The organism is Undibacterium sp. KW1, assembly GCF_009937955.1.
Classification (GTDB): Bacteria; Pseudomonadota; Gammaproteobacteria; order Burkholderiales; family Burkholderiaceae_D; genus Undibacterium.
This window is the reverse complement of the sequence record NZ_AP018439.1, coordinates 5,302,335-5,327,865: the sequence shown is the minus strand read 5'-3', so window position 1 is coordinate 5,327,865 and position 25,531 is coordinate 5,302,335. Positions and strand designations below refer to the sequence as shown.

Sequence of the window (25,531 nt, the reverse complement as noted above, 5' to 3'; positions counted from 1 at the left end):
CCATAAAAAATCAAGTTGTCATTTGACCTGAGCATGGTCATGGCAGAGGCTGGCTTGCTGTGGATAGTCAGGGCCGTTGCCATGCCAGCGCAAACGGCAAACAAAGAATTAAGTCGTCGCATCATCATGTTGTAAGTAGTTATTGCACGGCATGATGGTTTGCTTGCGCCGACAAGGCAATCTGCTATTGAAGCAGGTCAAGTTGTGCCATCTTGCTTAAGAGTTTGTCCGTAGTTTCGGTACTTGCTGGCAGCATAGGCGCGCGCAGATTAGCCTGTATGAGCCCTGATGCTGCCAGTCCAGCTTTCAGCGGCGCAGGATTGGGTTCATCAAACAAGGCCTGCATGACAGGCAGCAGGCGATAAAAAATTATCCTGGCCTGCGCAAGCTTTCCTGCAATGATCAGTGCTTGCAGGCGTACAAAAAGATCAGGCCGCAGATGGGCAGATGCCAATATGCCGCCCGCACCGCCCAGGCATAGAGTAGTAAACAATTGATGGTCTTCTCCGGTCAGCACCTGTATGTCGCCATCGGTGATGAGTTGCATGGTGGTTTGCAGATTGCCGCCGCAATCCTTGATGGCGACGATGTTTGGATGTTTTGCCAATTGCTGCAGAGTGGGTAAGTCCATATTTACGCCCGTGCGGTAAGGAATGTTGTACAGCAGTACCGGCACGGCAGACGCCTCGGCAATTTCATGGAAGTAGTGCAAGATGCCTGCCTGTGATGGCCGTATGTAATACGGTGGCGTGACCAATACTCCGGCAACCCGCCTTTGCCCTATGTCTGCCAGCCGGTGCAATACTTGCCCCATATGATTACCGCTCAAGCCCATGATGACTTGATTGGGCGCTACCACGGCCAGCACCGCATCCAGCACTTGCAATTGTTCTTCTTCACTGAGGGCTGCAGCTTCGCCTGTGGAACCACAAACGACCAATCCGGTGACACCTTCCTTGATCAACTTGCTGGCCAGTGCCTGCAGTGCAGGGACATCCACTGCCGCTTCCCGGCCATCGCAAAATGGCGTTATCAGGGCGACCCAGATGCCAGAAAAATCGTCGCGCCTGTTGTGATGACTGGATTCAATATGAGTGTTACTGGAATTGCTATTATTGCTGCTGGACATACCTGTTCTCCTTTGGACCGGTTAAAGACCCGCAGGGAGTTGACTTATAGCGTAAAGGGAAGAGTACCGTTTTTGCCATCCTGTCAGCTCACCTGACGGGACAGCACGCCCCGGTCAGATGAGCGTCTGTTTCTTGGCTTTAGTAAAGACCATACACAAAGCAGTGCTGCTTTGCGTGTGAAATTGATCTTTGACTTGAGTTTGCATAATGAAATTGTAATATCGGCTGGATTGATTATCTGCGCGTGCAGCCAGGCCTGTCAAGCCTGCCGACAATAAATTTCGTCTGATTTTGCCTGTCTCAGGCACTGGAAAACAGGCTGGCAGGCATAGTCCCGTATAATCTGCCTATGCAAAATTTACTCCATAACTTAAATCCCGAACAACTTGCTGCCGTGACCTTGCCGGCGCAGTCTGCCCTGATTTTGGCTGGTGCCGGTTCTGGCAAGACACGTGTGCTGACTACCCGCATCGCCTGGCTGATACAGACTGGCCAGGTGTCGCCCGGTGGTATTTTAGCCGTGACTTTTACCAACAAGGCCGCCAAGGAGATGCTGACGCGTTTGTCTGCCATGTTGCCGATTAATACACGTGGCATGTGGATAGGTACTTTCCATGGCCTGTGTAACCGCCTTTTGCGCGCACATCACCGCGATGCAGGTTTGCCATCGACTTTCCAGATACTTGATTCTGGCGACCAGTTATCCTTCATCAAGCGTTTGTTGAAGGCCAATAATATCGATGATGAAAAATTCCCACCCAAGACTTTGATGTATTTCATCAACGGTGCCAAGGACCAGGGTTTGCGTGCTGCCCAGGTCGATGCCTATGATGATTTCAACCGCAAGCTGGTTGGCTTGTATGATCTGTATGACACGCAGTGCCAGCGCGAAGGTGTGGTTGATTTTGCTGAACTCCTGTTGCGCACCTACGAATTGCTGAGCCGTAACCAGCCGTTACGTGAGCATTATCAGGACAGGTTTCGCCACATCCTCGTCGATGAGTTCCAGGATACCAATGACCTGCAATACAAGTGGCTGAAGCTGATGGCGGGCGAGGGTGGTAAAAAAGGTGGCGCGGTGTTTGCCGTCGGTGATGATGACCAGAGTATCTATGCCTTCCGTGGTGCCAATGTCGGCAATATGTCTGCTTTTGAGCGTGAATTCCAGGTGCAGAACCTGATCAAGCTGGAGCAGAATTATCGCTCCCATGGTCACATCCTCGATAGTGCTAACGTGCTTATCGAGCACAATAGCAAACGACTCGGCAAGAATTTGCGTACCGATGCCGGTCATGGTGAACCAGTACGCATCATGGAATCCAGTAGCGATATCCAGGAAGCCAACTGGATCATAGAAGAGGCAAAAAATCTGATACGTGAAGGTTCTCTGCGTAGCGAGATTGCGATACTGTATCGCTCGAATGCGCAATCGCGGGTCATTGAACATGCGCTGTTCACGGCAAATACCCCTTACCGCGTTTATGGCGGCCAGCGCTTTTTCGAGCGCGCCGAGATCAAACATGCGATCGCCTATCTGCAATTGATGGACAACCCGCATAATGATTCTGCCTTTTTGCGCGTGGTGAACTTCCCTACCCGTGGCATAGGTGCTCGCTCGCTCGAGCAATTGCAGGATGTCGCCAGGCAGCAAAATGTTTCCATGTATGCTGCAGTACCTTACGTGGCTGGCAAGGCGGGTTCTTCTCTGGCGAACTTCGTCAAGCTCATAGAAGGTGCCCGTTTTGAAACCCAGAACCTGCCTTTGCCCGAGATGGTCAAGATCGTGCTGGAAGTCAGCAGCCTGCTGACACATTACCAGACTGAAAAAGAAGGTGCAGACCGTATAGAAAACCTGGAGCAGCTTGTTAGCGCTGCCACCCTGTTTGTGTCGGAAGAAGGCTTTAACAAAGAAGCGCCAGCCTTTGCCGGGCCTGCCAGCAGTGCGGCTGTTTTACTGCAGAGCGAGAATGGTGATCAAATTATTGATGCCGACGCGGCCTTGCCAACGGTGATGTCACCGCTGTCTGCTTTCCTGTCGCATGCTTCTCTCGAAGCGGGTGACAACCAGGCGCAAGCCGGGCAAGACGCCATGCAGTTGATGACCGTGCATTCTGCAAAGGGCCTGGAGTTTGATGCGGTATTTATTACCGGTCTCGAAGAAGGCTTGTTCCCGCATGAAAACAGTACACAGGAAGACAGCGGTGTAGAAGAAGAACGCCGCCTCATGTATGTGGCGATTACACGTGCGCGCAAACGCCTGTACCTGAGTTTTTCACAAACCCGTATGCTGCATGGCCAGACGCGTTACAACATGCGCTCCCGCTTCCTTGATGAGTTGCCGGAAGAATCATTGAAGTGGTTGGCGCCCCGGGTACAGCCGACCTGGTTTGGTAATAAAAAGTCCGCCTGGGATGAAGCGCCGGATGATGCCGCGAATCGTATTGCTCAGACCTTCAAGAAAAGCAACGACAGCATGACCTGGCGCATAGGCCAGAATGTGGAGCATGCAAAATTTGGTGAGGGTGTCATTGTGAATTTGAATGGCGGTGGCGGCAGTGGCAGCCTGAGAGCACAAATCAATTTCGGTAAGTTTGGCATGAAGGAGCTGGACTTGAGCATTGCCAAGCTGGAAAAAATATAAGCAAAAGACTAACGCGCAGTCCAGGGATTGCGTGTTAGTTGCGCAGTAGCTCGGTTGTTCAACTGCTCAAGTTTATAGGTTGGCCTTCTTCAGTCTTTTTGCTTTTCAAGACTTCGGGCTTTAAATATAGTAAGCCGTCGTCGTCATGACCTTGGCCATGAGTTTCATGCCTGCCTGCACTGGAGCGGGCAGGGTGCTGGCACCCAAAGCTTGCGCCGCTGCGCCGTGGGCAATTTCATCGACGCGCATTTGTTCTACCACGGCGCGTGAGCGCTGGTCTTCTGCCGGTAATTTCTTGAGGTGGCTGGCCAGGTGCGCTTCTACCTGCTTTTCTGTTTCGACGACAAAGCCCAGGCTGACGGCATCGCCAAATCTGGCAGCGAGGGTTCCGCAGGCATAGGCCCCGGCATACCAAAGTGGATTCAGAAAGCTGGTATGTGAATTCAGTTCATGCAGCCTTTTTGCCGTCCAGGCCAGGTGATCTTCTTCTTCTATGCCGGAATGCTCGAACTGCTGGCGTATATCTTCTGTATGCGCATTCGCGCCCTGAGAGTCGTACAGGGCCTGGGCGCAAATTTCACCGACATGATTAACACGCATCAAACCTGCGCTATGGGATTTCTCCTGTTCTGACAAATTACCATCGGGCAAATCATGACCAGGGTAAGTGCGCCTGGACATGGCCTGGCCGCTGACCACACGCAAGGCGCGGTCAAATTTGCTGATTATTTGATCCAGGCTAACCCTGGGAGATGTTATTGGTCGATTCATATTGTTTTTAAGCATGTAATGATGGAGCCATGAGCCATACCAGGCCATATAGTGTCTATTGTAGGAAGGATTAAGCATCCGCGCCATCAGACCAAGTCTGGAAACCTACAGAAAACTTAAGATTCTAATAATGAGAAAGTAGATGCTTGTTGCGATAACGCCACATAAAATTTGCTTAAAAACGATCGTTCGCAAATTCTCTTTGCCCTAATTCCTTTAATTTGTTTCAATGGAATCTAGCTTCTTAATCAGCAGGTTTCGAAGTCTTGGCAAGACTAAATTCGTAAAATAATGGCCGAAGCTTTTCAACTGTGGCCGCATAAATTAATAATTTTGGAGACGCTTTCAATGAAAAAATCGATACTGGCATTCGCAGTCTTGAGCGCATTTGCAGCAACCGCTTCAGCACAATCTTCTATCGTTATCTACGGTATTATCGACGCAGCCGTAGTTGCCACTACCAATCAGACACCAACTGGTGGCTCCAAATTCTCCATGGATGCTGGTCAATTACTGACCTCCCGTTGGGGTATCAAGGGTTCTGAGGACCTGGGTGGTGGTTTGAAAGCCAACTTCAATCTCGAAGGCACACTGGCCAATGACACTGGCACGGCCGGTGCAGGTTATGGTGGTAATGTATTCAATCAGGTTGGTAGCAATACTTCCTTGTTTGACCGTCTGTCTTGGGTAGGGCTGTCTGGCAGTTTTGGTAGCGTCACTCTGGGCCGCAATAATATTCTGGGTGTTGACTCTGTCGGTCTGGCCGACCCTATCAGTCTGGCACACGCAGGTTCCAATCCTAACGTCATGGTTAGTGCCCTGAATTCCGGTGCGCTGTATGGCGGTTTCGGTACTAATCAGGGTGGTTCGGGCTTGCGTCAAAATAACTCGATCAAATACGTTTCTCCAATTATGTCAGGCTTCGGTGGTGCGCTGATGTATGGCTTTGGTGAAAAAGCGGGCGACAACGCTGCAAGTAACTATGCCGGTGTGTCAGGCTTCTTTACTGACGGTACCAATGGTGCAGCCCTGTCTTATGCCAAGCTGAAAGACAATACTGGTGGAGCTAGTTTGTCTGGCTTTGCAGGTGGTGCGAAGTTCAAAGTTGCTCCAACTGTCATGCTGCGCGGTACTTATGCACATACCAAAGTTGAGGGCAAAATCAAGATTGATGCACTGCCAAATGCTGATGGCCGCAAATTGGCTGTGATAGGCCTGGGTGCAGACTTCACATTGTCTGATCAAACGACTTTGACTACTGCTTATTACAACACCAAACGCTCTGGCGATATCGATGGTAAAGCTGATCAGTACATTTTGCTGGGTAAATATGCATTCAGCAAACGTACAACTGCCTATGCTTCCCTGACATATGCAAAAGCTGGTTCTGTTAATGCACAAGATGTTTCCCTGGCATTGGGCATCATTGGTGCAGGCAATAGTTCTGCAACACGTACAGCAGTAGGCGTATTGCACGCATTCTGATTGTAGATAGACGGTTTTACTTGCAAAGGTCGCCGAAGGCGACCTTTGCAATTTTGTTTTTGTTTCATTTTCATTGGTAATAATGTAATTTTTCAGCACTTGTCCGGCATTATCGATGTTAATTAAATAGCATTTAAATTATTGCTTTTAAGGTAACTTTTGTTGCTTATTCGAGACAAAACACCCCCATATTCCCTCCAAAAGCCGATTTAGCTTGGCTGCCTGACACCATTTTTGGTCAAATACGTTAACTTCTTTTTAGCTGTCTTGTCGGTTCTTAAGTATTTGCGCTCTTCGTGCAATCAATGTTTTGGCTCTGTTTTGCGCGAACTGTGCTTAATGTAGTTCAATATCAATGTGAAATCCTTTGGAGAAATATCAATGAAAAAATCACTCATCGCTCTGTCAGTTTTGGCTGCTGTTGCTGGTACAGCGCAAGCTCAATCTTCCGTCACTATCTACGGTGTAGTTGATATGGCTTTGCAACATCAAAACACTGGCGATCCTGCTGGCTCCACACTGGGTCTGGATAGTGGTATTCAATCCGGTTCCCGTCTGGGCTTCAAAGGTTCTGAAGACCTGGGTGGCGGTCTGAAAGCAAATTTCCAATTGGAAATGGGTATCAATGCTGATACAGGTAGCTCCGCTCAAGGTGGCCGTGCATTCGGTCGTCAAGCTTTCGTAGGTTTGTCTGGTGACTTCGGTGGGATTAACTTCGGCCGTCAATACACACCAGCATTCGTTGCTATCGACAGCTTCGATCCATTCAGCACTGGTATCACTAGCGGTACAGCAGGTAGCGGCACATCCGGTCTGGGCGCTGCAGCTTACTTCGACCACGGTGGCGTTCGTATCAACAACTCCGCTGTCTATAACACAACTAACCTGGGCGGTTTCGTAGGTACTCTGGCTTATGGTTTCGGTGAAGTTGCTGGTAATACAACAGCTGGCCGTTACATCGGTTTCTCCGGCGCTTACACTGCTGGTCCTCTGTTTGCTGAACTGGCATACAGCAATGCGCAAAATGCTGCTGGTACTAATGCAACCAAGAGCTACTTGCTGGCTGGTACATACAACTTTGACGTAGTTACAGCACACGCTGCTTTCTCCTCTATCAAAGATGATGGCGTAGGCGCAGCAGCTCTGGATCGTCGCGTATGGTTGCTGGGTGCGACAGTGCCAGTTGGTTCTGGTAATATCATCGCCAGCTACATCCGTTCCACTAACCAAAACAGCTTGTTGAAAGCTGCTAACGGTACACAATTGGCTCTGGGTTACACATACTCTCTGTCCAAGCGTACTAACCTGTATACTTCGATCTCCCGCGCAAGCAACGATGCAAACATCAACCTGGGTAGCGCTGATTCTTCAGCAACTTTCCACCCAGTACCTAACGGCGCTGATGTACGTTTGGTTAACGTTGGTATCCGTCACAAGTTCTAATTTAATGCTGACTTAGGTCAGTTTTAAAAAGAGCCTGGCAAGATTGAGAAGGCACTCCCGGTGAGTGCTTTCTCTTTTCGCGTTTGCTTTGTGAAGTGTTTCAAACAATGCTGGCAGCGGCTGCCAGGCTGAATTGCCAGTAAAGTTTATGCGTTTCTGAAAAAAGAAAAAGGCTGACATGCGATAAATGTCAGCCTTTTTCATTCAGACAGCCAGTGTTTCACAGAGGTTGCCGCCATAGTATCTGATGTTTGGTTGTTTTAAGCAAAACTGACACTCAGGCCCGGTAATGGGATACCAGAGAAAGCAGTCCCCCAGGTTTGCCCGGCCTGTACCGGGTAAGCATCAGTCCAGGTGCCGGTGGTGATGATTTCACCCGCGTGCAAAGCTGGGAATTGCGGTTGCTTCTGCAGCAGGCCATGCAGGTGCCAGATCGCATGCAAGGGGCTGTCCAATACATTGCTGCCATAACCCGCGCTTAGCAAAGTACCGTCGCAAGACAGTGAGACGCTGGCATTGGCCAGCAGCTCAGCCAGATGCTGGCGACTGGCACTCGACAAGATGCGCGGTTCACCGATCAGCAGGGTGCCGTGCAGGCCAAGTGCAGCTATCGCATCGGCAGCCTCAAACTTCCAGTCGGGGTAGGGGCTGACGACGATCTCTATGCCATGTGCCATCCATTCCAGGCAATCTGCCAGCTCTTCTATGCAGGCATCTGCAGCAGGTGTCCTGCCGAGCTTGAATACCACTTCCGGCTCTATACGTGGCTGCAAGGCACCTGTCAGGCTTTGATAAGCATGGCTGTCTTCTACATAGCGCACCGTGCTGTCAAACAGGCTGCTCCAGATAGGTTCGCGTATGGCGGCTTTTTCGCCATACTTGGTCCACAGTTTGCGATTGGTGAAGCCCAGTTTGCGACCTATGTGCACTTCGCCTTCGGAGGCACGTATGGTGTCGGATGCTTTGGCGATTTCATACGCATCGTGAATGCTTAAATCAAATTGCGAGCTCAGGGGGCTCAAGTGCTGGGTGCGTGCTCTTGCCTCAAGGAAGGTATAGGCATGCTGTTCGGCTAGTAAGGACATGGCATCAAGTTTGGTTGGATTGAGCACAAACTATGGAGAAGGTCGGAGTATTAGCCACCGCCCCATAAGTCACCGTTGTTGCCCGATCTGGGCATGGTTACGCCAAAATGTTCATAGGCGGACGGGGTTGCTATCCGGCCTCTGGGCGTGCGTTGCAAAAAACCTTGTTGTATCAGATAGGGTTCGAGTACATCTTCAATGGTGTCGCGTTCTTCGCCTATGGCGGCGGCAACATTGTCCAGTCCTACCGGGCCACCACCAAATTTAAAGAGGATGGCTTCCAGCAGTTTTCTGTCCATGAGGTCAAAGCCAACGGCATCGACATCCAGCATTTTCAGGGCCGCATCAGCAATACCCTTGGTGATTTCACCATTACCCTTGACCTCGGCATAGTCACGGACACGTCGCAACAGACGATTGGCAATCCGCGGTGTGCCACGTGCCCGCTTGGCAATTTCACGCGCACCATCCGCCTGTATCGGTGCGCCCAGCAACGATGCGGAGCGGGTCACGATCTTGGTCAATTCTTCCGGTGTATAAAATTCCAGCCGGGCGACGATACCAAAGCGGTCACGCAGCGGATTGGTCAGCATACCGGCGCGGGTGGTGGCGCCAACCAGGGTAAAAGGCTGCAAATCCAGCTTCACCGAGCGGGCTGCCGGGCCTTCGCCTATCATGATGTCGATCTGGTAGTCTTCCAGTGCCGGGTATAAAATCTCTTCTACGACAGGCGACAGGCGATGTATCTCATCGATGAAGAGCACATCATTGGCTTCCAGATTTGTCAGCAAGGCAGCCAGATCACCAGCTCGCTCCAGCACAGGGCCAGAAGTCTGGCGCAGGTTGACACCCATCTCGCGGGCAATGATATGAGCCAGCGTGGTTTTACCCAGGCCCGGCGGGCCAAACAGCAAGGTGTGATCAAGCGCTTCACTACGCTGCCTGGCTGCTGTAATGAAAATCTCCAGCTGGCCACGTATTTTTTCCTGGCCCACATATTCATCAAGTTGCTTGGGGCGCAGGGCGCGTTCTATCGCTTCTTCATTGGGCGAGCTGGGCGTGGCCGAGATAATGCGTGGCTCGCTGAAGTTGGAAGAAAGATTGTCAGTCTGTATCGTCATCGCTTAACCCTTGGACAAGGCTTTCAATGCCAGTTTGATGCCATCGGATACGCCACTGCCAGCAGGCACGGATTTCATCGCCAGCAAGGCTTCCTTGTCAGAATAACCCAGAGCCAGCAAGGCGTTCAGGATGTCGGCGCTATGATCACCTGCAGCCAGTGCCGCAGTCGCAGTGCCCAGATCTGCACCGAGTTTGCCCTTCAGCTCGAGCAATAATCTTTCAGCAGTTTTCTTGCCTATGCCGGGCACGCGGGTCAGACGTCCGGCTTCCTGCAGCGTAATCGCCTGCGCCAGATCGGCTACCGACATGCCGGACAATATGGAGAGCGCAGTGCGGGCGCCAACACCGCTGATCTTGATCAATTGCTTGAACGTCGTGCGTTCTTCAGCCGTGCCAAAACCAAACAGTACATGGGCATCTTCGCGTATAGCCAGATGCGTCAGCAAGACCACTTTTTCACCCAGATGCGGCAGGTTATAGAAAGTGCTCATGGGCACGTCGACTTCATAGCCTACGCCCTGGCAATCGACCAGCAATTGCGGAGGATTCTTTTCTATCAGAGTGCCTGCAATGCGACCTATCATGAGACTGCTTTCATACTGTATGAATAAGCAGTGATAGTAAACGATTCTTGTGCGTTTGACGAGGTAAATGCGGGGAAATTATATGGATATTGCGATACTGCAATGTAGCGAGTTCCGCCAGAAGTTAACCGACCAGACGCCCGCCCTTGACACGCAAGCCCTTCTTGGCCAGTCCCGGTGCAATCGCACCCAGGGTCGCCAGTGTATCGCCACTATGTGCGTGGCAGATAGCGACGCCCAGCGCATCTGCCGCATCACTGCCGGGCAGGCCGGACAAGGCCAGCAGACGTTGCACCATGTCCTGTACCTGTTCCTTCTTGGCGCGGCCATGGCCAACTACGCCTTGCTTGACCTGTAGCGCTGTGTATTCTGACACCGCCAGGTCAGCAGCTACCAGCGCGCAGATTGCCGCACCCCTCGCTTGCCCCAGCAACAGGGTGGATTGCGGATTGACGTTCACAAAGACTTTTTCTATCGCTGCACAGTCTGGCTGGTAAGTGCGTACTATTTCTGACACGCCTGACAATATCGTCTTCAAGCGTTCTGGCAAAGTTCCATCGACGGTTTTGATGGTGCCTGAGGCAATATACGTCAGCTTGCTACCCTGTTTATGGATGACGCCAAAACCGGTGGTACGCAAGCCGGGGTCTATGCCTAGGATTTTCATGGATTCTTTGTGGATATCGGTGAGCTGGTACTGGTGTTGCTGAGCGGGTCTTGCTGGGCAGTATAGCGTATCAGCCTGGATTTTTATTTGTTGCTATGTGAGTGGGTGATTACTTTTGTTTATTGTTATATGTGATTGATACGTGTCGCGTGCCGACTTGCTGCACATTTGCGGATGGTATTCGTGAACAAGCAATGCCGCTAGGTTCCATCCTTCGCTGGAGCGACGTCAAGACTGGTTGCGGCACGTCAGCGGAAAAGAGCTTGGTGAGATTCAAACAATATCCAAATACAATTCCCGCCAGTAGGGATTGGTTTCTTCAATTAACCTGATCTTCCATTCCCGCTTCCAGGCCTTGATCTGCTTTTTACGCTGAATGGCCGAAAGAATTGAATCGACCTGTTCAAACCAGACCAGTTGATAAACCCTATGCCGGGAAGTAAAACTGCCGACGAAACCGTTCTTATGCTGATAAACACGAGCTATCAAATCGCTGGTAACACCAACTTATGGAGGCACTGGCAAGAATATAGACGTAAGCCATAAAGGCGAGAATGCAGAATGAAAAACGGCTCTGCTTGAACAGAGCCGTTTTAAACAGAGTCGCTAGTGGATCAATACCGCATCAATATCATTATCAATGGCGGAAATGACGTGTACCGGTATAAACCATCACGACACCACGTTCATCCGCAGCATCAATCACTTCCTGGTCACGCATGGAGCCACCCGGGTGGATCACACAAGTCGCACCAGCATCGACGACCACATCCAGACCATCACGGAACGGGAAGAAGGCGTCAGACGCGACGGCAGAACCAGTCAAAGTCAAACCAGCATTCTGTGCCTTGATGGACGCGATGCGGGCCGAGTCTATGCGGCTCATCTGGCCAGCGCCTACACCCAGTGTCATGCCATTGCCGCAGAAAACAATTGCATTTGATTTGACATACTTTGCCACGCGCCAGGCGAACATCATATCAGCCATTTGCTGTGGAGTTGGCTGCAGTTTAGAGACGACGCGCAGTTCTTCCTGCAAGACGTTTTTGGCATCCGGTGCCTGTACCAGCAAGCCACCGCCTACGCGTTTCATGTCATACAGATTGAAGCCATTGCCCAGAGAAATTTCCAGCAGACGTACGTTTTGTTTTGCAGCGAAAATCTGTTTCGCTTCGGCAGTGAACGATGGTGCGATCAGCACTTCAACGAATTGCTTGGCGACGATTTCAGCAGCCTTGCCATCAAGTTCGCGGTTGAAGGCGATGATGCCGCCAAATGCAGAAGTCGGGTCAGTCTGCAAAGCCTTGCTATAAGATTCAAGCGGTGTCGCCCCCAGGGCTACGCCGCAAGGATTGGCATGCTTGACGATGACGCAGGCAGATTCAGCAAAAGACTTCACGCATTCCCATGCGGCATCGGCATCGGCTATATTGTTGTAAGACAGTTCCTTGCCTTGCAATTGCTTGTAGTTGGCCAGCGAGCCTTCGAGAGACTTCAGGTCGCGATAAAAGGCGGCTGACTGATGCGGGTTCTCACCGTAACGCATTTCCTGCACTTTTTCAAAATGCAGGTTCAGGGTTTGTGGATAAGCGCTGCGTGTGGTGTGCGCCTTGTCTTCACCCAGGCTGGTCAGGTAATTGGTGATGGCGCCATCGTATTGTGCTGTGTGAGCAAATACTTTTTTCGCCAGCGTGAACTTGGTGTCGTAGCTGACGACGTTCTGATTTGCCTTCATCTCTGCCAGTACAACGGCATAATCAGACGGATCAACAATGACGGTCACGTCCTTGTGGTTCTTGGCAGAAGAACGCAACATGGTCGGGCCGCCGATGTCGATATTTTCTATCGCATCTTCGAGTGAACATTCACCCTTGGCGACAGTTTGCTGGAACGGGTACAGGTTGACCACCACCATATCGATGGTAGGGATGCCGTGCTGCTCCAGTGCTGCCACATGTTCAGGAAAATCACGGCGTGCCAAAATACCGCCATGCACTTTAGGGTGCAGGGTCTTGACACGGCCATCGAGCATCTCAGGGAAGCCGGTGTAGTCAGCCACTTCGGTAACAGGCAGGCCATTGTCAGCCAATAACTTGGCTGTGCCACCCGTAGACAAGAGCTTGACACCGAGTGCAGACAATTCACGTGCAAATTCGAGCACACCGGTCTTGTCGGAGACGGAAATGAGGGCTTGTTTGATCATGATTTTTGATGTGAGTAAGGAAATCGGTGTCAAGCCTCGCGGATGGATTAAAGCAAACCGTGTTGCTGCAATTTCTTGCGCAAGGTATTCCGGTTAATGCCCAACATATCGGCGGCTTGTGACTGGTTGCTCGATGCGCGCGTCATGACCATTTCCAGCATAGGTTTTTCAACGGCTAACACGACCATGTCGTAAATATTGGAGGCAGGTTGCTCGCCCAGGTCACGGAAATATTTTTCCAGATTTTTGTGGACGGCGTCTTGAATGCTATCTTTGCTCATGCTGTTTTTATCACTGTTCGGTTAAGCCAGGCGGCGGGTAGTCCATGCTTCATGGACGGCAAGACAAATTGGTTTTTGTGAAAGTGCTTTGTCTTATGCTGCCAGTTTTTCTTCAAAGGGGCGGTATTGTAACCGCTCCCCAGCCATGTGATCAAAAAAACTGCTGACGGCGGCAAGTTGTTCATCACAATCCGTCAGTAAGTTCATTTGTTGCCGGAAATCTTCACCACCTACCAGGTCCTGCACATACCAGCCTATATGTTTGCGTGCCGTTCGTACGCCAAGGTAGTCACCATAGAAGGCATAGTGCGCTTTCAAATGGGCATCCATGAGTTCACGAACTTCCGAAATCAGTGGGGCAGGTAAATGCTCGCCGGTATTGAGGAAATGGGCGATCTCGCGAAAGATCCACGGTCGGCCTTGCGCCGCCCGCCCTATCATGATGGCGTCCGCACCGGTGGCCTCCAGTACATATTTGGCTTTTTCCGGTGTCGTGATGTCGCCATTGGCAACTACGGGGATATTGACTGCGGCCTTGACGGCAGCAATGGTCTCATATTCGGCATCACCCTTATAGCCATCGGCACGGGTACGTCCATGCAGGGTCAGCATTTGTATGCCAGCCGCTTCTGCCATGCGGGCAATGTTCAGGGCATTTTTATTGGCCCTGTCCCAGCCTGTACGGAACTTGAGTGTGACCGGCACATCGACTGCGCCGACCACCGCATCCAGTATCTGCCCGACCAGGCTTTCATGCTGCAACAAGGCAGAACCACACCAGGCATTACAGACCTTTTTAACCGGGCAACCCATGTTGATATCGATGATTTGCGCACCTTTATCAACATTGTGTTTGGCACATTCAGCCAGCATCTGTGGGTCTGCACCGGCAATCTGCACGGCCTTGGGTTCCATTTCGCCTTCATGGTTGGTACGGCGCGTGGATTTTTCTGTTTCCCAGAGTTTGGGATTGGAGGCCGCCATTTCAGACACGGCATAACCCGCACCCAGTTCTTTGCACAACTGACGGAAAGGTCTGTCAGTCACACCAGCCATGGGAGCAACAAAAATATTATTACGCAGCACGTAAGAGCCGATTTGCACGATCAGGGAAGGGGGAAATTCGAAGAAGCGCTATTCTACCTGAATCCTGCCTAAATATTCGGCAAATTCGTTACCACTCGTAAGGAATATTTTTATCTATATGACATGCGCTGGCGATAGTATAAATCTGGATAAATTGTCAGTCTTTTAGACTTGCATTTCTAAATTACTGTAGTAGGCGGGATATCAACCACGAGCTGACGGCATGTGTGTATACTCTATCTGCCATTTGTCATATTGACTCCTGACAAAAGTCCATTCCCGTGGACCCGGTATTTGCTTGACCGGCACCAAGGGAATACATTTTTAATATACAGGGAGTCGTCGTGAACACGCAAAACAAGGAGGCAGTGCATAGAATTACCATCGTTGGCGGTGGTGCGGGCGGGCTGGAACTGGCGGTTCGCCTGGGTAAGAAATTAGGTAAACGCGGCAAAGCCGTCATTACGCTGGTCGATGCCAGCCGCACCCATTTGTGGAAACCTTTATTGCATCAGGTGGCCGCAGGCACCCTCGACAGCCATGCTGACGAGCGCGAATACTTTGCCCTGGCCAGATCAAATCATTTTGATTTCCGTTTGGGGCGTATGGATGGTCTCTCACGTGACAAAAAAGAAATTTATCTCGCCCCTACGCTGGATGAGAATGGCATAGAGTTGTTGCCACGCCAGGCCATACCCTATGACAGTCTGGTCATCGCCCTGGGTAGCCAGACCAATGATTTTGGTACGCCCGGTGCGCGTGAGAACAGCATCATGCTGGATTCCCTGGCGGCGGCTGAACGCTTCCATCAAAAACTCATCAATTGCTGCCTGCGTGCGCAGACACAGGACCAGGTTGCTGGTGAAGGGCGCTTTACCGTCACTATCATAGGTGGTGGTGCTACCGGGGTAGAACTGGCGGCTGAACTGCACATGACCACCAAAATCCTGTCCAGCTATGGACTGGTCAACTTTCATCCTGAAAAAGATTTAAAGATAGTTATTGTCGATGCCTCGCCACGGTTGCTGCAAATGTTGCCTGAGCGCCTGTCAGAATCTGTCGTCCGAGAATTGCGCAGCATCGCCATCGAAGTGCATACCAATGAAAAAGTGGTGGAAGTCTCCAAGGCGGGCGTGCAAATGGCCAGCGGTAAATTCATCCCTAGCGGCATCGTCGTATGGGCAGCCGGTATCAAGGCCCCTGAGTTTTTGAAAGACCTCGATGGACTGGAATGCAACCGCATTAACCAACTGGTGGTTAACCGCATGCTGCAAACCACACGTGACCCGGCCATTTTTGCCCTCGGTGATTGCTGTGCCTGCCCGCAAGGCGAGGGTTTGCCTAATGTGCCGCCGCGCGCCCAGTCTGCCCATCAGCAAGCCAGCATGCTGGCAAAGTCACTGGTGCGCCAGTTACAGGGCAAGTCCTTGCTGGAATTCACTTACAAGGACCATGGCTCGCTGGTATCGCTGGGTAACTACAGCACGGTAGGCAGCCTCATGGGCGCAATTGCCAGCGGCTCAGTCTTTATTGAAGGCACGCTGGCAAAATGGATGTACTGGTCCTTGCACAAACATCACCAGGTGGCAGTCAATGGTTTGTTCCATACCTGGCTGTCGACCTGGGCAGAGACCATAGACAGGGTACGTAATCCGCGTATCAAGCTGCATTGATTCTTATGCAATGCTGAAACGGCATTGATCCTGCAGTATGGACGGGGTGCAAAACCTGCCTGTACTGCAATTCATCGCCCATTCTGCTTCATGTATGCCGTACTATCTGGCCTGAAGAATGCGGCATTGATCTTGTTTGCCAGTTTATCGAAGGCCCGCTCTGCCATTACCGCATAGACCTGGCCTTCAGGTGCGTGCTGTACCAGTGTGCGGCTGGATGTCTGGTACTCGACATTGAATGAATCTGGTGGCTCTACTTCCAGGTCGAATTTCCACCGGTCTCTGGTATCAGGTACGATGAGCGCGGACTTGAAGCGCATGACCATGCCAACAAAGGCATCATCTTGTTTGTCAGACACAAACACCTTGCCAGAAGGTTCTATCTGATAAGTGATCTGCAACCTGGGCGCATTGTCAGGGGCGACAGGATTGGCATTGAATGACAGCACATCATTCGGGAATATGGAGCTGAACGCACTACGTATCCCGACGATAATCCGTGTTTCCCTGACGGCTGCGCTATTGTCTGCAAAGTATTTCGCCGCTGGTATGATACGCATGCCGCGCAATTTATTTTCCTTGAGTTTCAGGATCGCATCGAGCTGACCAAGCTCACTTTCCGTCGGGCGAGTAAAGCTGATTGCCACATTCGGGTCGTCATGCTCCTCGGCAAATTTCAGCAAATTTTCCATTGACCTGATCAAGGCAGCGTCTGAATTAACTGCCTGTTGCCGGAATTTTTGCATGGAGTTTTCATACAGCACATGAATTTCTTCTGCCACCTCAGGCAAGATATCTGATTGCGGGAAGCGCAGCTTCAACTGGCGCAGCATGGTCACTGAATTTTTCTTTTGCACCTCGTTGAATACCACGCGCGGCAATTCTGCCTGCATTTCAGTAATCTTGAATTTGCCATGCGCCAGATAACCCAGATACGCCGCTTCGGTCTGCATGTGCTTGGCATTCAGGTACATTTTCTTGTCAGCTGCCGTATTCCTGCCGTACCAGAACAAGGCTGCGATAAAGATCGCCAGGACCAGTAGTGTTACCTTGAATTGACTCAACAGATCGAGCAAGCGCTTGCCCAGGCCTGCAGTTGCCAGTGCTTCCCGCCACTTGTGTCTGCGCACATCCAGCAAAGGGTCAAAGCCATACAGGCTTGCCAGATCGCGGTTATGAAATGCATCCTTGGCCTTGGTCTTATAGATATTGAATTTTCCCAGCGTGGCTTCAGCCAGATTCTGGTTATTGATGATCAGGTCCTTGCGTGTACCATCATTGAAATTGAAGGAAAAAACCGTTTTTTGATAACGGCCATTCGATTCAAAATGGGTAGCATCCAGTTTGCGCAACTGTGCCAGATCATGTACCGCAATTTTATTGCTACGGATATCAAGCAGTGCCAGCGGGAACAGATAGCAGCCAGGGATAAAACGAAATTTGGCACTCAACTGCATGCGCTGCCATATTTCATTGCCCGCATAGACCACCCCGAAAAACAGGATGGCATACCAGACGATCAGACCGGTATTATCCCAGGCCAGATCATTGATGGGGTCGCCAAAGTTGGACGCTGCAGCCACATAAATGAAGAAAATACACACCGCCATCAAGGCCGCATGCCGCAGGTACCAGGACCGATTCGACATGGCGTCAGCATGCACCAAATAGTCCGGGCTTCTGACTGACCTGGCCAGTTGCTTTTTGACGTCACGGGGGAGTGCGTCATAATCGAGTTGATAGAAGGCTCGCACTACAACATTCCTTCAATTAAAGAGGCAGATCAGCAATAACTTCACGCAGATGGTATGCGCGAAAAAATTGCAAGATAAAGCTGGCAGTATCGCCATTTAGCATGCCATGGTCAATTCACTTGTGTCATTCTGGCAGCCATGCATAAAACTATTTTTTAACAGCTCCATTCATCAGAAATTTCCCGCCATTTATCGGCGGTGACGGGGCAGTAATCGCAAAGCGAAGGAAACCAAACTTGTTCATCCGTATATTGCACATCATCAACAACCCACATGGAGTAAAGATGATGAAACACTGGAAAATTCTGATCGCAGCCCCCCTGGTTGCCTTTGCCGTTAATTTCTCTTACGCAGGCGCTGTCAAGAATGGTATTCCCAAAGGCTGGACAGGCAATGGGGCAATCGCTACTCATTACGAAAGTGGGTTTGATGAGTCGCAAGGAAGCAAAGAGCAACCGGCTTTCTTTATCGCAGCCAAGGATGCCAAAGCGGATGACTTTGCTGCCATCACGCAAGTGGTCGATGCCGCCGCATATAGAGGGAAGACAATGTCCTTTACTGCGTCAGTCCTGCATATTGGGGAGCACGGTGGTTATGAGTTCTGGATCAGGACCGTGGATGACAAGGGCGGTGTTTCAATTTCTTCAACCTGGGCACGTAAGAGTGATACCTGGGAGGCGATCAGGGCCAAATTGACTGTGCCCGCTAATGCCACAAAGTTGGAGCTTGGTGTAAGTCTCAAGGATAATGGGAAGTTATTCGTCAAGGGCATGGCGTTCAACGAAATGCAGGTGAGAACCCCCATCCCTGAAAGTAAAGATTATGTCGCCAACAAAATCACGATGGGGTCTGTGATGGCATCCCTGCAAAACTTGAATTTCTCGGAATAAATTAAAAATTGATGTATCAAGAATTGACCATGCCCGGACCAGACAATGGCAGCCTGACGCCTGTTTCCTGGCCTCTGTTGCCTGCCCTTGCTGTACTGGGCATGTCGGCTTTCGCCAGTTTTAGTGCTAGCCGCTCAGCCTGGCTGGCAGATAGCCTGGCTATCCTGCTGGCCTATACCCTGGCACAAGCCGGTTTATGTCTGTCGCAAAAAATACTGTGGTTCAAACATGCCAGCCAGCGCTGGGCTATCCTGGCCTTGTCCGTGGTGCTGGCATTGCTTGCAGGTCTCAAGGCGGAGGCCGTATTCTGGCCAGCGATGAGTACAGGCCATGCCAGTTGGTTATTGCCAGCCATTATCCTGGTGTTTATTTTCGCCACCGTCTTGCCTGCTGCCATAGACCAGGAAATCAGGCACCGCACCCAGGCCAGCCTGGCGGCAGAAGCCAGCAAGCACAAAGTCGAGAGGCAAATGCTGGAAGCCAGACTTGCGGCACTGCAGGGCCAGATAGAACCACATTTTTTGTTTAATACCCTCGCCAATACCCGTGCCCTGATACACCAGGATGCAAATCAGGCAGAACAAATGTTGAACCACCTGATTGCCTATCTGCGTGCCGCCATGCCCGACATGCGCCTGAGTACCACCACATTGGGGCAAGAGCTGGACAGGGCAGCGGCGTATCTGCAAATCTTCCAGATACGTCTGGGCGCACGCTTTCAATACTCAGTCCAGGCCGCAGATGAAGTGCGCGCTTGCCTGATCCCGCCACTGGCCATCATGAGTCTGGTGGAAAACGCCATCAAGCATGGCATAGAGCCGCAACCAGGTGAAGTGCGCATTGATATTCACGCCCGTTGCGAAGGCGGTACTTTACATGTGGCAGTCAGGGATAATGGCCGTGGTTTCCAGAACGAGCTGGGCAGTGGAGTCGGTTTGCTTAACGTGCAGGAAAGGCTGCTGGCACTGTTTGGTGAAAAGGCAGAGTTACGACTCTCGCCGCTGCAAACCGGCGGTGTCAATGCAGAACTGATTCTGCCAGCAACAACGAGGGGGCAGACATGAACCTGCCCGGCAAAACCAGTCCACGCGCCCTGATCGCCGAAGACGAAACCATCTTGCGTGACGAATTGCAGGCAGCACTGGCACGCCTGTGGCCAGAACTGGAAGTGGTCGCCGCAGTCGAGGACGGTATCACCGCCGCCCAGGCCATTGCCGACCTGCAGCCCGACCTGGCTTTTCTTGATGTGCGCATGCCGGGCCTGACTGGCATAGACGTGGCGCGTCTGGCAAGCCAGGACTGCCATATCGTCTTTTTGACTGCCCACAATGATTATGCGGTCGATGCCTTTGACCAGGGTGCTGTCGATTACCTGCTCAAGCCGCTTGATGTCGGTCGCCTGGCGCTGGCAGTACAAAGGTTGAAGCAACGCCTGACACAGCAACCAGCTGACCTGTCGGCATTGCAGATCAAAAAGCCGGATGTTGCCTTGCGCTGGATACAGGCATCAGTCGGCCAGCAGATACGCTTCATCAATGTCAGCGACGTGCTTTGTTTCAGGGCCGACGCCAAATACACCAAGGTGCTGACCGGCAAACTCGAAGCCCATATACGCACCACCATCAAGGACCTGGTGGCTCAGCTGGATGGCGACAGGTTCTGGCAGATATCACGCAGCAATATCATCAACGTCGCCGCTATCGCCGCCGTGCAACGTGTTGATGGCGGACTCAGCCTGCGGCTGGAAAACGAGATGGAATGGCTGGCCGTATCGCAGCCGTATCAATTTCAGTTCAGGCAGATGTAAGGGGGCAGGGTATCAGTTGCAGGCAAACTGTCTCCTGTCATCCTTACCCTGCCGTACCGGAAGGCGACGTATTGCCTGGAGTAGACATACCCCACCCGCCATGCACATGTGCTGGTTCGGTTCATGGCTTCTGGTTGATTTCATCCATCGCGTCATCGGCATCCAGATGCGCAATATCACCCCATTGCAGCAGTTTGATTTCTTTACCCATCACTTCAAAACGGTTGATGCTGGCGTTGTAGATGGTCACTTCACGTGGGGCGTTCAGCGGTAAATCCTTGGCGGCACGGTAGGCACATTCGAGTACGCCACCGTGAGCAACCAGTGCAATTTTCTTGCCCTCGAATTGTTTGGCATAGTGCAGCACATGTTCCATGATGCGCTTGTGGAACTGGCGTATGGTTTCGCCTTCGTTTTCACCAGGTGGGAATTGCGCATCTGGTTCATGTGCTTGCCAGGCCGTATATTCCTTGCGGTACAGGCTCGGTAGTTCGCTATACAGTTTGCCTTCAAAACCGCCAAAGCAGCGCTCACGCAAACCCTTGTCTATGCGTGTGCTGACACCTTGCAGACGGGCGATTTCACCGGCGGTTTGTACGGCGCGCTGCAAATCGCTGGAGACTATCGCGTGCAGTTTTTCATTTTGCAAAGCCCAGGCCAATGCCTTGGCCTGGCGCGTGCCTTCTGCATTCAGGGGGATGTCGAGATGACCTTGCAAACGGCGTTCTGCATTCCAGGCGGTTTCGCCGTGGCGTATCAATAAAATTTCTGTGGGTTTCATTTGTTTATTTTGTTCTTATTTTGTTTTTAGCCAGAACGTGACTGGACCATCATTGGTCAGTGAGACCTTCATGTCGGCACCAAAGCTGCCGGTTTCTACCTGGGCATGTTTGCTACGCGCCTGGGCGACAAAGTAATCGAATAATTGCCTGCCCAGTTCTGGTGGTGCAGCCGGTGTGAAAGACGGGCGCGTGCCGGAATTGGTATCTGCCGCCAGCGTGAATTGCGGCACCAAGAGCAAGCCTCCTTGTACGTCTGTGACGCTGCGGTTCATCTTGCCCGCGTCGTCAGAGAAGACGCGGTAGGCGAGTAACTTTTTTAGCAGGTCGTCAGCCTGTTTTTCAGTGTCTTCGCGCTCGGCGCAGACCAGGACCATCAGGCCGGCATTGATGGCGCCTATGGTATTGCCATCGACGACAACTTTGGCTTCGGTGACTCTTTGGAGTAGGGCGATCATGGAGGATGTGCTAGGTTTTGTTTTTTTTGGAGGAGGTGAAGTGCGTGAGACATCGCAGGCTGGGCTGGGACCCGTAGGTTGGGCTGCGGTTTACCAGCCCAACACTGGGCCTTGGCAAACGCATACATTATTTAAACGCAGAGTGTTGGGCTGATGAAACGTAGCCCAACCTACGAATTTCAAACATTAAGCCGTCAACGTCACCTTTGCAAACTTGCGCTTGCCAACTTGCAGCACGAAAGTACCTGCTTCCACTTTCAAGCCCTTATCACTGATAACAACGGAATCTATACGCACGCCGCCTTGCTCCACCATACGCAGGGCTTCGGATGATGATGCGCACAGATTCGTTTGCTTTAACAACTGGCCTATACCAATTGGCGCACCGCTGACGCTGACTTCTGGCAGATCATCCGGTATCCCACCCTTGGTAACATTGACAAAATTTGCCAGAGCATCTTCCGCCGCCTGCCTGTTATGGAAGCGCGTTACGATTTCCTGCGCAATCGCCACCTTGATATCACGCGGGTTCTGGCCTTCAGACACGGCTTTTTTGTACGCAGCGATCTGCTCCAGAGAACAGAAAGACAGCAGCTCGTAATAACGCCACATCATGACATCAGAAATACTCATGATCTTGGCGAACATGGTATTGGCTGGCTCAGTGATGGCGATGTAGTTGTTCTTGGACTTCGACATCTTCTCAACGCCGTCCAGGCCTTCGAGCAAAGGCATGGTCAAAATACATTGTGGCTCTTGTCCATAATCTTTTTGAAGCTCACGACCTACCAGCAGGTTGAATTTCTGGTCAGTGCCACCAAGTTCCAGGTCAGATTTGAGGGCGACAGAATCGTAGCCCTGCATCAGCGGGTACAGGAATTCATGTACGGAAATAGGTGTGCCAGCCTTGAAGCGCTTGGTGAAGTCGTCGCGCTCCATCATGCGGGCGACGGTGTACTTGGATGACAGTTGTATCATGCCGCGTGCACCGAGTGGGTCTGACCATTCAGAGTTGTAGCGTATCTCGGTCTTGCTGGCGTCCAGCACCAAAGCAGCCTGCTTGAAATAAGTCTGGGCGTTTTCTTCTATCTGTTCGCGCGTCAGCGGCGGGCGGGTGGCATTGCGGCCAGACGGGTCACCGATCATGGAAGTGAAGTCGCCTATCAAAAAGATCACGGTATGGCCCAGATCTTGCAGTTGGCGCATCTTGTTGAGTACAACAGTGTGGCCCAGGTGCAAATCTGGTGCAGTCGGGTCAAGGCCCAGCTTGATGCGCAGGGGCTTGCCTGTCTGTTCGCTACGTGCCAGTTTTTGGGCAAATTCGGATTCGATGAGCAGTTCATCAACGCCGCGCTTGGTCACTGCGAGTGCATGTTGCACTGCATCGGAAAGGGGCAGGGTTTTGCTGGCATTGCCAGAGTTTTCAGAGGAGCTGGAATTATGTTCAGAAGTCATCTTTAATGGAAATCAATTTTTTTGTAACACCGCTGGTCGAATTTCAAATCTGAATCCATAATCAGCGTTTGCCAAATTCTGGGTGTTGGTTAATTAGCAGGGATTATCGTTCAAGCCAGATGTCAGCATTTTAATGCCTTTGCCTGGTTTTTTAATCCCGAACTTAGTGCGAGTTTTAATATTGCCGTCTTGATAATGTGCGCATAAAATATGCAAAAACATCTCACCGCAATGTACTCGAATTTTCTATAAAACCAGTCAATTTTAACTTATTGCATGCGTCCAACAGATAAATTACTTCGTATCGTCTCTGGCGGCAGGCTGTTATTCGGCACCACACGCGCTTCGCGCATCGTTTCTGTTTCCGCACTCTTCTTTGCTGTTTGCGCATTTGGCGCTGCTGGTGTTGCTCCTTTGGCACCAGATGCATCTGACTTGCCCGTCAAGCGCATCAAGGAAGAACTCAGCCTGCCTTCCCTTGATGAACAGGTCGCCGCACTCGAAGCGGTTGATCAGCAATTCATCCGTGAAGCCACCTTCAAGAGCAGTGAGCAGTTGGCCACGTTCTTGCAGCGCATAGGCGTGGATGATGAAGAAGCGGCACAGTTCATCAAATCAGACAATATTGCACGTACTATCCTGCAATTCAGGGCTGACAAAACCGTGGCAGTTAAAACGGATGAAGAGGGTGAACTGCTGTGGTTGCAAACAACGGTCTCTGATGGCCCGGACAAACCAGTCAGAAATATCGTCATCAACCGTGATGCCCATGGCAAACTGACATCTTCCGATGTTACTGCCAAGCTCGAAAGACGTGTGGAAATGGCAACAGCCTATATCCGTACCGCCTTTTACCCGGCTGCCGATGATGCCATGATCCCTTACAACGTCACCGAGCAGGTCAAATCCATGTTCGAGACCAATGTTGATTACCAGCGCCTGCAAAAGGGTGACTATTTCAATATTGTCTATGAAAGCTTCTGGCAAAACGGTGAGCGCGTCCGCACTGGCCGCGTGCTGGCAGGTGAATTCAGCAATTCTGGCAAGCTGTATCAGGCTGCCTGGTTTGAAGAGGTTGGTGGCAAGGGTGGTTACTACACCTTTGACGGCAAGTCCCTCAAAAAAGCCTTCCTGAAGTCACCGATAGAATTTACCCGCGTATCTTCTGGCTTCTCCATGCGCGTGCATCCTATCTCCGGTCAATGGAAGGCGCACAAGGGTGTTGATTTTGCTGCTGCCACGGGTACACCTATCCGCGCCTCGGCTGATGGCGTAGTTGATTCCGCCGCGCCCAGCAATGGCTATGGCAACCTGGTCGTGCTCAAGCACTGGAATAACTACAGCACAGCTTACGCCCACATGAGTCGTTTTGCTCCCGGCATACACAAGGGCAGCAAGGTCAGCCAGGGCGATGTCATTGGTTATGTCGGTACTACCGGCTGGTCCACTGGTCCACATCTGCATTATGAGTTCCGCGTCAATAATGAAGCGCGTGACCCGATGAGCATCAACATGACAGAGGCAGCGCCTTTGGCAGCCGCTGAAATGAGCCGCTTCAAAGGTTTTGCTGGCGACATGATTCATCGCTTCAACCTGCTGCATCCTGAACGCATGGCAGAAGTCATGCGTCTGGCGGCCAAGCGCTCATAAGCCTTGGCTGGTTTGGCAGGGGGCGAAGTCATCATACGCAAGGCAGAGACAGAGGATGTCTCTGCCTTGACTGTATTGATATTGCAAGTCTGGCTTGATACCTATGTCAAGCATGGCATCAAAAAGTCGATTGCCGATTATGTGCTGTCTGAACTGACAGCAGCACGCACGGCCGCCTATCTCGCGCAAGAACATACCCACATCCTGCTGGCAGAAATGGATGGCCATCTGGTTGGCTATTGTCAGACGCTGAATGGTAAACGCAATGACCAGGTGCAGGCCGAACACCAGGCCGAACTCGATCATCTGTACGTGCATCCTGGATTCTTTAGTCGCGGCATAGGCCGCCGCTTGCTGGCTGAAGCCGAAGAACATTTACGTTCTCTGGGCGTACAGCAACTGTGGCTGACAGCCTGGGTCGGTAACGACAAAGCCCTGCGCTTTTATCCAGGTACTGGTTATGCCGACATAGGTGCCACCGTCTTCCGCATGGAAAACGAAGAAGTCGACAACAGAATTTTTTGCAAGACGCTGTAATACTCAATTGATTCTTCTATACTCATGCAG

General features: G+C 51.4%; 23 protein-coding genes and 1 pseudogene. 9 read left to right on the top strand and 15 right to left on the bottom strand.

From position 1 onward, the window contains the following. Positions 1 to 184: 184 nt before the first annotated feature. Positions 185 to 1,129 carry a 4-hydroxy-tetrahydrodipicolinate synthase gene (dapA, locus tag UNDKW_RS23950; RefSeq protein ID WP_162060799.1) on the bottom strand — a complete coding sequence of 315 codons (945 nt, stop codon included), beginning with the start codon at positions 1,127 to 1,129 and terminating at the stop codon, positions 185 to 187. A gap of 350 nt (positions 1,130 to 1,479) precedes the next feature. Between dapA and UNDKW_RS23945 the strand changes: the two genes are divergently transcribed. Next, complete coding sequence (locus tag UNDKW_RS23945; protein ID WP_162060798.1) at positions 1,480 to 3,771, top strand: UvrD-helicase domain-containing protein; 2,292 nt, start codon at positions 1,480 to 1,482, stop codon at positions 3,769 to 3,771. Between the two features lie 120 nt (positions 3,772 to 3,891). Here the strand turns inward: UNDKW_RS23945 and coq7 are convergent, their stop codons facing one another. After that, positions 3,892 to 4,542 carry a 2-polyprenyl-3-methyl-6-methoxy-1,4-benzoquinone monooxygenase gene (gene coq7 / locus UNDKW_RS23940; protein ID WP_162060797.1) on the bottom strand — a complete coding sequence of 217 codons (651 nt, stop codon included), beginning with the start codon at positions 4,540 to 4,542 and terminating at the stop codon, positions 3,892 to 3,894. Positions 4,543 to 4,890: 348 nt separating this feature from the next. Between coq7 and UNDKW_RS23935 the strand changes: the two genes are divergently transcribed. Together UNDKW_RS23935 and UNDKW_RS23930 are read left to right on the top strand one after the other, a co-directional pair. Further along, positions 4,891 to 6,027, top strand: coding sequence for a porin (locus tag UNDKW_RS23935; protein WP_162060796.1), 1,137 nt, complete (start codon positions 4,891 to 4,893; stop codon positions 6,025 to 6,027). 381 nt (positions 6,028 to 6,408) lie between these two features. Beyond that, positions 6,409 to 7,470, top strand: a complete 1,062-nt coding sequence (locus UNDKW_RS23930; RefSeq protein WP_162060795.1) for a porin — start codon at positions 6,409 to 6,411, stop codon at positions 7,468 to 7,470. 12 nt (positions 7,471 to 7,482) lie between these two features. On the opposite strand, the gene UNDKW_RS23925 is transcribed toward UNDKW_RS23930, so the two are convergent. The 9 genes and pseudogenes from UNDKW_RS23925 to dusB form a co-directional block, all read right to left on the bottom strand. Further along, on the bottom strand, positions 7,483 to 7,674 hold the full coding sequence (locus UNDKW_RS23925) for a hypothetical protein (protein WP_162060794.1): 192 nt from the start codon (positions 7,672 to 7,674) through the stop codon (positions 7,483 to 7,485). A gap of 56 nt (positions 7,675 to 7,730) precedes the next feature. Continuing rightward, the gene (locus UNDKW_RS23920) at positions 7,731 to 8,555 is read right to left on the bottom strand and encodes a 2-keto-4-pentenoate hydratase (protein WP_162060793.1); all 825 of its coding nucleotides are present in this window, start codon (positions 8,553 to 8,555) and stop codon (positions 7,731 to 7,733) included. A gap of 50 nt (positions 8,556 to 8,605) precedes the next feature. After that, complete coding sequence (gene ruvB / locus UNDKW_RS23915) at positions 8,606 to 9,676, bottom strand: Holliday junction branch migration DNA helicase RuvB (protein ID WP_162060792.1); 1,071 nt, start codon at positions 9,674 to 9,676, stop codon at positions 8,606 to 8,608. 3 nt (positions 9,677 to 9,679) lie between these two features. Continuing rightward, positions 9,680 to 10,261 carry a Holliday junction branch migration protein RuvA gene (gene ruvA / locus UNDKW_RS23910; protein ID WP_162060791.1) on the bottom strand — a complete coding sequence of 194 codons (582 nt, stop codon included), beginning with the start codon at positions 10,259 to 10,261 and terminating at the stop codon, positions 9,680 to 9,682. Positions 10,262 to 10,385: 124 nt separating this feature from the next. Next, positions 10,386 to 10,928 (bottom strand): crossover junction endodeoxyribonuclease RuvC, encoded by a 543-nt coding sequence (ruvC, locus tag UNDKW_RS23905; RefSeq protein ID WP_162060790.1) that lies wholly within the window; start codon positions 10,926 to 10,928, stop codon positions 10,386 to 10,388. Positions 10,929 to 11,201: 273 nt separating this feature from the next. Further along, positions 11,202 to 11,423, bottom strand: a pseudogene (locus UNDKW_RS31240) (GIY-YIG nuclease family protein); the annotation flags it as partial. Between the two features lie 142 nt (positions 11,424 to 11,565). Then, positions 11,566 to 13,131, bottom strand: coding sequence for a bifunctional phosphoribosylaminoimidazolecarboxamide formyltransferase/IMP cyclohydrolase (gene purH, locus UNDKW_RS23900; RefSeq protein ID WP_162060789.1), 1,566 nt, complete (start codon positions 13,129 to 13,131; stop codon positions 11,566 to 11,568). Positions 13,132 to 13,178: 47 nt separating this feature from the next. Beyond that, positions 13,179 to 13,412 (bottom strand): helix-turn-helix domain-containing protein, encoded by a 234-nt coding sequence (locus tag UNDKW_RS23895; protein ID WP_110258221.1) that lies wholly within the window; start codon positions 13,410 to 13,412, stop codon positions 13,179 to 13,181. A 93-nt stretch (positions 13,413 to 13,505) separates the two neighbouring features. Continuing rightward, positions 13,506 to 14,516 (bottom strand): tRNA dihydrouridine synthase DusB, encoded by a 1,011-nt coding sequence (gene dusB, locus UNDKW_RS23890; protein ID WP_162060788.1) that lies wholly within the window; start codon positions 14,514 to 14,516, stop codon positions 13,506 to 13,508. Positions 14,517 to 14,842: 326 nt separating this feature from the next. Here dusB and UNDKW_RS23885 point away from each other — a divergent pair, with 326 nt between their 5' ends. Beyond that, a complete protein-coding gene (locus tag UNDKW_RS23885; protein ID WP_232063097.1) occupies positions 14,843 to 16,171 on the top strand; it encodes an NAD(P)/FAD-dependent oxidoreductase in 1,329 nt (442 codons plus the stop codon). A 71-nt stretch (positions 16,172 to 16,242) separates the two neighbouring features. On the opposite strand, the gene UNDKW_RS23880 is transcribed toward UNDKW_RS23885, so the two are convergent. After that, complete coding sequence (locus tag UNDKW_RS23880; RefSeq protein WP_162060787.1) at positions 16,243 to 17,925, bottom strand: hypothetical protein; 1,683 nt, start codon at positions 17,923 to 17,925, stop codon at positions 16,243 to 16,245. Positions 17,926 to 18,161: 236 nt separating this feature from the next. Here UNDKW_RS23880 and UNDKW_RS23875 point away from each other — a divergent pair, with 236 nt between their 5' ends. Genes UNDKW_RS23875 through UNDKW_RS23865 form a run of 3 tightly spaced genes read left to right on the top strand, consistent with a single transcriptional unit; the run spans position 18,162 to position 20,622 of the window. Next, positions 18,162 to 18,815, top strand: a complete 654-nt coding sequence (locus tag UNDKW_RS23875; RefSeq protein ID WP_162060786.1) for a hypothetical protein — start codon at positions 18,162 to 18,164, stop codon at positions 18,813 to 18,815. 29 nt (positions 18,816 to 18,844) lie between these two features. After that, a complete protein-coding gene (locus UNDKW_RS23870) occupies positions 18,845 to 19,879 on the top strand; it encodes a sensor histidine kinase (RefSeq protein ID WP_162060785.1) in 1,035 nt (344 codons plus the stop codon). After that, positions 19,876 to 20,622, top strand: coding sequence for a LytTR family DNA-binding domain-containing protein (locus UNDKW_RS23865; protein ID WP_162060784.1), 747 nt, complete (start codon positions 19,876 to 19,878; stop codon positions 20,620 to 20,622). The genes UNDKW_RS23870 and UNDKW_RS23865 overlap by 4 nt, the downstream gene beginning before the upstream one ends. Before the next feature lie 121 nt (positions 20,623 to 20,743). Here the strand turns inward: UNDKW_RS23865 and UNDKW_RS23860 are convergent, their stop codons facing one another. The 3 genes from UNDKW_RS23860 to tyrS all read right to left on the bottom strand — a co-directional run bounded on the left by UNDKW_RS23860 (position 20,744) and on the right by tyrS (position 23,314). Further along, the gene (locus tag UNDKW_RS23860; protein WP_162060783.1) at positions 20,744 to 21,403 is read right to left on the bottom strand and encodes a histidine phosphatase family protein; all 660 of its coding nucleotides are present in this window, start codon (positions 21,401 to 21,403) and stop codon (positions 20,744 to 20,746) included. A gap of 15 nt (positions 21,404 to 21,418) precedes the next feature. Further along, positions 21,419 to 21,859 carry a D-aminoacyl-tRNA deacylase gene (dtd, locus tag UNDKW_RS23855; protein ID WP_162060782.1) on the bottom strand — a complete coding sequence of 147 codons (441 nt, stop codon included), beginning with the start codon at positions 21,857 to 21,859 and terminating at the stop codon, positions 21,419 to 21,421. 186 nt (positions 21,860 to 22,045) lie between these two features. Then, the gene (tyrS, locus tag UNDKW_RS23850; protein ID WP_162060781.1) at positions 22,046 to 23,314 is read right to left on the bottom strand and encodes a tyrosine--tRNA ligase; all 1,269 of its coding nucleotides are present in this window, start codon (positions 23,312 to 23,314) and stop codon (positions 22,046 to 22,048) included. 276 nt (positions 23,315 to 23,590) lie between these two features. On the opposite strand from tyrS, the gene UNDKW_RS23845 reads away from it, so the two are divergent. Further along, a complete protein-coding gene (locus UNDKW_RS23845; protein WP_162060780.1) occupies positions 23,591 to 24,964 on the top strand; it encodes a M23 family metallopeptidase in 1,374 nt (457 codons plus the stop codon). A 3-nt stretch (positions 24,965 to 24,967) separates the two neighbouring features. Beyond that, a complete protein-coding gene (locus tag UNDKW_RS23840; protein WP_162060779.1) occupies positions 24,968 to 25,501 on the top strand; it encodes a GNAT family N-acetyltransferase in 534 nt (177 codons plus the stop codon). Positions 25,502 to 25,531 lie beyond the last annotated feature (30 nt).

Excerpts from the sequence above, each read along its gene's own strand:
- UNDKW_RS23860 (WP_162060783.1), bottom strand. The coding sequence starts at position 21,403 with ATGAAACCCACAGAAATTTTATTGATACGCCACGGCGAAACCGCCTGG.
- UNDKW_RS23925 (WP_162060794.1), bottom strand. The coding sequence starts at position 7,674 with ATGAAAAAGGCTGACATTTATCGCATGTCAGCCTTTTTCTTTTTTCAG.
- UNDKW_RS23935 (WP_162060796.1), top strand. The coding sequence starts at position 4,891 with ATGAAAAAATCGATACTGGCATTCGCAGTCTTGAGCGCATTTGCAGCA.
- UNDKW_RS23945 (WP_162060798.1), top strand. The coding sequence starts at position 1,480 with ATGCAAAATTTACTCCATAACTTAAATCCCGAACAACTTGCTGCCGTG.
- UNDKW_RS23865 (WP_162060784.1), top strand. The coding sequence starts at position 19,876 with ATGAACCTGCCCGGCAAAACCAGTCCACGCGCCCTGATCGCCGAAGAC.
- UNDKW_RS23870 (WP_162060785.1), top strand. The coding sequence starts at position 18,845 with ATGCCCGGACCAGACAATGGCAGCCTGACGCCTGTTTCCTGGCCTCTG.
- dtd (WP_162060782.1), bottom strand. The coding sequence starts at position 21,859 with ATGATCGCCCTACTCCAAAGAGTCACCGAAGCCAAAGTTGTCGTCGAT.
- UNDKW_RS23895 (WP_110258221.1), bottom strand. The coding sequence starts at position 13,412 with ATGAGCAAAGATAGCATTCAAGACGCCGTCCACAAAAATCTGGAAAAA.
- ruvB (WP_162060792.1), bottom strand. The coding sequence starts at position 9,676 with ATGACGATACAGACTGACAATCTTTCTTCCAACTTCAGCGAGCCACGC.
- UNDKW_RS23920 (WP_162060793.1), bottom strand. The coding sequence starts at position 8,555 with ATGTCCTTACTAGCCGAACAGCATGCCTATACCTTCCTTGAGGCAAGA.
- dapA (WP_162060799.1), bottom strand. The coding sequence starts at position 1,129 with ATGTCCAGCAGCAATAATAGCAATTCCAGTAACACTCATATTGAATCC.
- purH (WP_162060789.1), bottom strand. The coding sequence starts at position 13,131 with ATGATCAAACAAGCCCTCATTTCCGTCTCCGACAAGACCGGTGTGCTC.
- ruvC (WP_162060790.1), bottom strand. The coding sequence starts at position 10,928 with ATGAAAATCCTAGGCATAGACCCCGGCTTGCGTACCACCGGTTTTGGC.
- UNDKW_RS23930 (WP_162060795.1), top strand. The coding sequence starts at position 6,409 with ATGAAAAAATCACTCATCGCTCTGTCAGTTTTGGCTGCTGTTGCTGGT.
- coq7 (WP_162060797.1), bottom strand. The coding sequence starts at position 4,542 with ATGAATCGACCAATAACATCTCCCAGGGTTAGCCTGGATCAAATAATC.
- ruvA (WP_162060791.1), bottom strand. The coding sequence starts at position 10,261 with ATGATAGGTCGCATTGCAGGCACTCTGATAGAAAAGAATCCTCCGCAA.
- UNDKW_RS23845 (WP_162060780.1), top strand. The coding sequence starts at position 23,591 with ATGCGTCCAACAGATAAATTACTTCGTATCGTCTCTGGCGGCAGGCTG.
- tyrS (WP_162060781.1), bottom strand. The coding sequence starts at position 23,314 with ATGACTTCTGAACATAATTCCAGCTCCTCTGAAAACTCTGGCAATGCC.